Genomic DNA, 6,895 nt, shown 5'->3' with positions numbered 1-6,895 from the left:
CCCGGTCAGGAGCCCGTCAGGCCGCCTTCTTCGCCGCCAGTTGGCGCAGCACGTAGTGCAGGATGCCGCCGTGGCGGGTGAGGGCGGGCCGTTTGCGCGGCATTGCCGCGCGGCCCGACCGAACGCCCGCCGCACTGCGGCGGGCGGGGCTTGCGCCCGGTCAGGAGCCCGTCAGGCCGCCTTCTTCGCCGCCAGTTGGCGCAGCACGTAGTGCAGGATGCCGCCGTGGCGGAAGTACTCGACTTCCTTCGGCGTCAGCAACAGCACCTTGACCTCGAAGCGCGTCTCGCGGCCGTCGGCCTTCTTCGCCGTCACCGTCGCGGTCTTGGCCTTGCCGTCCTCCAGCCCGGTCACGCTGACCGTTTCCGAACCGTCCAGGCCATGGCTCTGCGCGTTCTCGCCGTCCTTGAACTGCAGCGGCAGCACGCCCATGCCGACCAGATTGGAGCGGTGGATGCGCTCGAAGCTTTCGGCGATCACCGCCTTGACCCCGAGCAGGTTGGTGCCCTTGGCGGCCCAGTCGCGCGAGGAGCCGGTGCCGTATTCCTTGCCGGCGAACACCACCAGCGGCACGCCGTCGGCCTTGTACTTCATCGCCGCGTCGTAGATCGCCAGCTTCTCCGGCGCCGCGCCGCCCGGGCCGTAGTACAGGGTATTGCCGCCTTCCTCGCCGCCGAACATCAGGTTCTTGATCCGGATGTTGGCGAAGGTGCCGCGCACCATCACGTCGTCGTTGCCGCGGCGGCTGCCGTAGCTGTTGAAGTCCACCGGCTGGACGCCGCGGCCGATCAGGTAGCGGCCCGCCGGCGAGTCCTTCTTGATGTTGCCGGCCGGCGAGATGTGGTCGGTGGTGATCGAGTCGCCGAACAGGCCCATGACCCGGGCGCCGTGGACGTCGTCGATGCCGCCGACCTGCATGGTCATGCCGTCGAAGTAGGGCGGGTTCTTGATGTAGGTCGAGGCCTCGTCCCAGGCGAAGGATTCGCCGTCCGGCGAGGCGATCTGGTTCCAGCGCGTGTCGCCCTTGAACACGTCGGCGTAGTTCTGCGCGAACAGCTCCGGGCCGACGGTCGCGGCGATGACGTCGCCGATTTCCTTGTTGCTCGGCCAGATGTCGCGCAGGTACACGTCCTGGCCGTCGCTGCCCTTGCCGATCGGTTCCTTGGTCAGGTCGATGTTGACCGTGCCGGCGATCGCGTAGGCGACCACCAGCGGCGGCGAGGCCAGGTAGTTGGCCTTCACTTCCGGATGCACCCGGCCTTCGAAGTTGCGGTTGCCCGACAGCACCGAGGCCACCACCAGTTCGTTCTCGGCGATGCCCTTGGAGACTTCGTCCGGCAGCGGGCCGGAGTTGCCGATGCAGGTGGTGCAGCCGTAGCCGACCACGTAGAAGCCCAGCTTTTCCAGGTCGTCGAGCACGCCGGCCTTCTTCAGGTAGTCGGTGACCACCAGCGAGCCCGGGCCGAGCGAGGTCTTGACCCAGGGCTTGGACTTCAGCCCCAGGCGCGCGGCGTTGCGCGCCAGCAGGCCGGCGCCGAGCATCACCGCCGGGTTGGAGGTATTGGTGCAGGAGGTGATCGCGGCGATCACCACCGAGCCGTCGGACAGCTCGGCGTCCTGGTCCTGGATGCGGATCTTCGACACCGGCTTGGCCGCCAGGTGCTCGGCCTGCGGCTGGGCGCCGCCTTCGCCATTGAGTTCCTCGATCGCGCAGCCCACGCCCTTGGGCTTGCCGCCGTTACCTGTCTTACGGCCCGCGATCAGCGGGCCGAGGTTGTCGTTGAAGTTGCTGTGCACGTTCTCCAGCAACACCCGGTCCTGCGGACGCTTGGGGCCGGCCAGCGAGGGCTTGACCTCGCCCAGGTCGAGTTCGAGCGTGGCCGAGTAGCTCGCATGCGGCTGACCCGGCTCGTGCCACAGGCCCTGGGCCTTGGCGTAGGCCTCGACCAGGGCGATCTGCTCTTCCGAGCGGCCGGACAGGCGCAGGTAGTTCACCGCCTCGGCGTCGATCGGGAAGATGCCGCAGGTGGCGCCGTACTCCGGCGCCATGTTGGCGATGGTGGCGCGGTCGGCCAGCGGCAGGTGCTGCAGGCCGTCGCCGTAGAACTCGACGAACTTGCCGACCACGCCGAGCTTGCGCAGCATCTGGGTCACGGTCAGCACCAGGTCGGTGGCGGTGGCGCCCTCCGGCAACTGGCCGCTGAGCTTGAAGCCGACCACCTGCGGGATCAGCATCGAGGAGGGCTGGCCGAGCATCGCCGCCTCGGCCTCGATGCCGCCCACGCCCCAGCCGAGCACGCCGATGCCGTTGATCATCGTGGTGTGGCTGTCGGTGCCGAACACGGTGTCGGGGAAGGCCAGCAGTTCGCCGTCGACCTCGCGGCCGACCACCACCCGGGCCAGGTTCTCCAGGTTGACCTGGTGGACGATGCCGGTGTTGGGCGGCACCACCTTGAAGTTCTCGAACGACTTCTGGCCCCAGCGCAGGAAGCTGTAGCGTTCCTGGTTGCGCTGGAATTCGATCTTGCCGTTGAGGTCCAGCGCCTCGGGGCTGCCGAACACGTCGACCTGGACCGAGTGGTCGATGACCAGTTCGGAGGGGATCAGCGGGTTGATCTGGGCCGGATTGCCGCCCAGCTTGCCGACCGCGTCGCGCATCGCCGCCAGGTCGACCACGCAGGGCACGCCGGTGAAGTCCTGCAGCACCACCCGTGCCGGCATGAAGGCGATCTCGGTGTCCGGCTCCTTGGCCGAGTCCCATTGCGCGACCGCCTCGATGTGCTCCTTGCCGACCGTGGCGCCGCCGTCCTCGTGGCGCAGCAGGTTCTCCAGCAGGATCTTCATCGAGTAGGGCAGACGGCTGATGTCGAAGCGCTCGCCCAGGGCCGGCAGGCTGAAGTAGGTGTAGTCGCGGCCGTTGACGGTCAGTTTGCGGCGAGTGGCGTAGGAGTCGGGCATGTCGTTGGAGCTCCTTGATGCGGCTGGCGTGCGTGGGGCACGGCACGGTGGCTGGCGAGGCGCCGCTCGACCCTGCGGTCGGGCGTGGCGCCGATTATCGCTTTATCGGGTTCAGGTAGCGTGCAGACAATGGTCTAAGCGGGCTACAGCGTTCCGCCGCAGCGTATGGACGGATCGCGCAAAGCCTTGCCCGGCGGGGCCGGGCGCGATCCGGGCCGCGTTGCCCGCAGGCGCCTTTGAAGGCAAAATATGCGGTTGAGGCCGAGCCCCTGGCGGGCGCCTGAGGCCTCGCCCCCAAGCCGCCACGCAATCCGCCCGGCCCGCCGTGCGGACCACGCAACGGTACGGCGTCTTTCCGCTCCATTCCGACGGGACTCTCCATGCTCTCCAGCTATCGCCAACACGTTGCCGAGCGCGCCGCGCTGGGCATTCCGCCGCTGCCGTTGACCGCCCAGCAGACCGCCGAGGTCATCGAGCTGCTGAAGGCCCCGCCGGCCGGCGAGGAGGAGTTCCTGCTGGATCTCATCACCCACCGCGTCCCGGCCGGCGTCGACGACGCGGCCAAGGTCAAGGCCTCCTACCTGGCCGCGCTCGCCTTCGGCAGCGAGAGCAACGCCCTGATCTCGCGCGCCCGCGCCACCGAGCTGCTCGGCACCATGCTCGGCGGCTACAACATCCATCCGCTGATCGATCTGCTCGACGACGCGCAGGTCGGCACCGTCGCCGCCGAGGCGCTCAAGCACACCCTGCTGATGTTCGACGCCTTCCACGACGTGCAGGAGAAGGCCGAGAAGGGCAACGCCAACGCCCAGGCCGTGCTGCGCAGCTGGGCCGACGCCGAGTGGTTCACCAGCAAGCCGGAAGTGCCGCAGTCGCTGACCGTCACCGTGTTCAAGGTGACCGGCGAAACCAACACCGACGACCTGTCGCCGGCGCCCGACGCGACCACCCGTCCGGACATTCCGCTGCACGCCCTGGCGATGCTGAAGAACGCGCGCGACGGCATCGTTCCCGAGGAAGACGGCAAGCGCGGCCCGGTCGCGTTCATCGAATCGCTGAAGGAGAAGGGTCATCTCGTCGCCTACGTGGGCGACGTCGTGGGTACCGGTTCGTCGCGCAAGTCCGCCACCAACTCGGTCTTGTGGTTCACCGGCGAGGACATCCCGTTCATTCCGAACAAGCGCTACGGCGGCGTCTGCCTGGGCTCGAAGATCGCGCCGATCTTCTACAACACGATGGAAGACGCCGGCGCGCTGCCGATCGAACTCGACGTGTCGCAGATGAACATGGGCGACGTGGTCGAGCTGCGCCCGTACGAGGGCAAGGCGTTGAAGAACGGCCAGGTCATCGCCGAATTCGCGCTCAAGTCGGACGTGCTGCTGGACGAAGTCCGCGCCGGCGGCCGCATCCCGCTGATCGTCGGCCGCGGCCTGACCGCCAAGGCGCGCGAAGCCCTTGGCCTGCCCCCGTCGACCCTGTTCCGCCTGCCTTCGAACCCGGCCGACACCGGCAAGGGCTACTCGCTGGCGCAGAAGATGGTCGGCCGCGCCTGCGGCCTGGCCGAAGTCGCTGGCGCGCAGCCGGGCATCCGCCCGGGCACCTATTGCGAGCCGAAGATGACCTCGGTGGGTTCGCAGGACACCACCGGCCCGATGACCCGCGACGAGCTCAAGGACCTGGCCTGCCTGGGCTTCTCGGCCGACTTGGTGATGCAGTCGTTCTGCCACACCGCGGCCTACCCGAAGCCGGTCGACGTCAAGACCCACCACGAGCTGCCGGCCTTCATCAGCAACCGCGGCGGCATCGCCCTGCGCCCGGGCGACGGCGTCATCCACTCCTGGCTCAACCGCATGCTGATGCCCGACACCGTCGGCACCGGCGGCGACTCGCACACCCGCTTCCCGGTCGGCATCTCGTTCCCGGCCGGCTCGGGCCTGGTCGCGTTCGCCGCGGCCACCGGCGTCATGCCGCTGGACATGCCCGAGTCGGTGCTGGTCCGCTTCAAGGGCCAGATGCAGCCCGGCGTGACCCTGCGCGACCTGGTCAACGCGATCCCGCTGGCCGCGATCAAGCAGGGCCTGTTGACCGTCGCCAAGCAGGGCAAGAAGAACATCTTCTCCGGCCGCATCCTCGAGATCGAAGGCCTGCCGCAGCTGAAGGTCGAGCAGGCGTTCGAACTGTCCGACGCCTCGGCCGAGCGCTCGGCCGCCGGCTGCACGGTCAAGCTGGATAAGGAACCGATCATCGAGTACCTGACCAGCAACATCACCCTGCTCAAGTGGATGATCGCCGAAGGCTACGCCGACGCGCGCTCGCTGCAGCGCCGGATCAAGGCGATGGAAGGCTGGTTGGCCAACCCGCAGCTGCTGGAAGGCGATGCCGACGCCGAGTACGCGGCGGTGATCGAGATCGACCTCGACCAGATCGTCGAGCCGATCGTCGCCTGCCCGAACGACCCGGACGACGTGAAGACCCTGTCCGACGTCGCCGGCGCGGTCATCGACGAAGTCTTCATCGGCTCGTGCATGACCAACATCGGCCACTTCCGCGCCGCGGCCAAGCTGCTGGAAGGCAAGCGCGACATCCCGACCCGCCTGTGGGTCGCGCCGCCGACCAAGATGGACGCCTCGGAGCTGACCAAGGAAGGCCATTACGGCACCTTCGGCACCGCCGGCGCGCGCATGGAAATGCCGGGCTGCTCGCTGTGCATGGGCAACCAGGCGCAGGCGCGCGAGGGCGCGACCGTGTTCTCGACCTCGACCCGCAACTTCCCCAACCGTCTGGGCCGCAACACCAACGTGTACCTGGGATCGGCCGAGCTGGCCGCGATCTGCTCGCGTCTGGGCCGGATCCCGACCCGGGAGGAGTACATGGCGGACATCGGCGTGATCAACGCCAACGGCGACAAGATCTACCGCTACATGAACTTCGACCAGATCGAAGACTACAAGCAGGTCGCCGACACCGTCGCCGCCTGATCCCGGCCCGACGCGCGACGAAAAACCCCGGCTTCGGCCGGGGTTTTTCTTTGTCCGGCGATCCGTGCCGGGCGCTTGCGCTTCCTTTCCTGGCCCCGCCGGCGACGAGTCGGCGAACGTTCGCCCTTCGTTGCGACATCGGCGGCTGTGGGGCTGCGCGGGGAGATTGGGTGAGGCGCGGCGGCGCCGCCGTTACGGCACAGGCGTCATCGAGCCGGGCATGACGAGATGGCGTGGCCGTCCGCTGTTGCGCAGCGCGTGACTGTCAATGAAGGGATCGCCGCGACCACGTCTTGCCGGCCGCGAAAGGACAAGGACATGAAAACGACGCACAAACCGGCGCGCTCCGACCGAGTCGAGCAAGCCATGCGCTGGACCCTGGCTCTGGCCCTGATCGCGGCCGTGATCTGGGCCTGGGGCCATGGCGGCGCCGGCGCCCCGTTCGCAGGCTGAGCGCCCCCGCCCGTTGCAAGGGGTAGGAGCGGCGTCCCACGGGGATTTTCTCCGGTCGCAAGCCGCGACCGCGCCACGGCGAAGGCCGGCGCCGGCCTCATCGAGCGACGATCCAACCCCCTGTAGGAGCGGCGTAAGCCGCGACCGCCGCAGCGACGAACGCAAGCGTTCGCTCCGCAGACCGGAGCGGCACGGTTCTTGTCCATGCGCAGCCGATTGGCGGGACTCCGGCGACATCGTTCGCGCCCACCGCTGCGGCGGTCGCGGCTCACGCCGCTCCTACAAGGGCCGCCGATTCGGACGGGTGGCGCCATAACAGGATCGAAGCGGCGTCCCACGGGGATTTCCTCCGGTCGCAAGCCGCGACCGCGCCACGGTGAAGGCCGGCGCCGGCCTCATCGAGCGACGACCCAACCCCTGTAGGAGCGGCGCAAGCCGCGACCGCGCCACGGCGAAGGCCGGCGCCGGCCTCATCGAGCGACGATCCAACCCCCTGTAGGAGCGGC

The 6,895-nt window shown here is 68.6% G+C and carries 3 protein-coding genes; 2 read left to right on the top strand and 1 reads right to left on the bottom strand.

Going from position 1 to position 6,895, the window contains the following annotated elements:
* Positions 1 to 171: 171 nt before the first annotated feature.
* Positions 172 to 2,958: an aconitate hydratase AcnA gene (acnA, locus tag AC3A57_RS04920; RefSeq protein ID WP_487577873.1), complete on the bottom strand. Its 2,787-nt coding sequence runs from the start codon at positions 2,956 to 2,958 to the stop codon at positions 172 to 174.
* 380 nt (positions 2,959 to 3,338) lie between these two features.
* Between acnA and acnB the strand changes: the two genes are divergently transcribed.
* Both acnB and AC3A57_RS04910 read left to right on the top strand, forming a co-directional pair.
* On the top strand, positions 3,339 to 5,936 hold the full coding sequence (gene acnB, locus AC3A57_RS04915) for a bifunctional aconitate hydratase 2/2-methylisocitrate dehydratase (RefSeq protein WP_487577872.1): 2,598 nt from the start codon (positions 3,339 to 3,341) through the stop codon (positions 5,934 to 5,936).
* 318 nt (positions 5,937 to 6,254) lie between these two features.
* Positions 6,255 to 6,389: a hypothetical protein gene (locus tag AC3A57_RS04910; RefSeq protein WP_255595198.1), complete on the top strand. Its 135-nt coding sequence runs from the start codon at positions 6,255 to 6,257 to the stop codon at positions 6,387 to 6,389.
* The last annotated feature ends 506 nt before the right edge of the window (positions 6,390 to 6,895 follow it).

It is taken from the genome of Lysobacter sp. Soil_C_15 (genome assembly GCF_057657315.1).
This window is presented reverse-complemented; position numbering and strand designations above follow the sequence as displayed.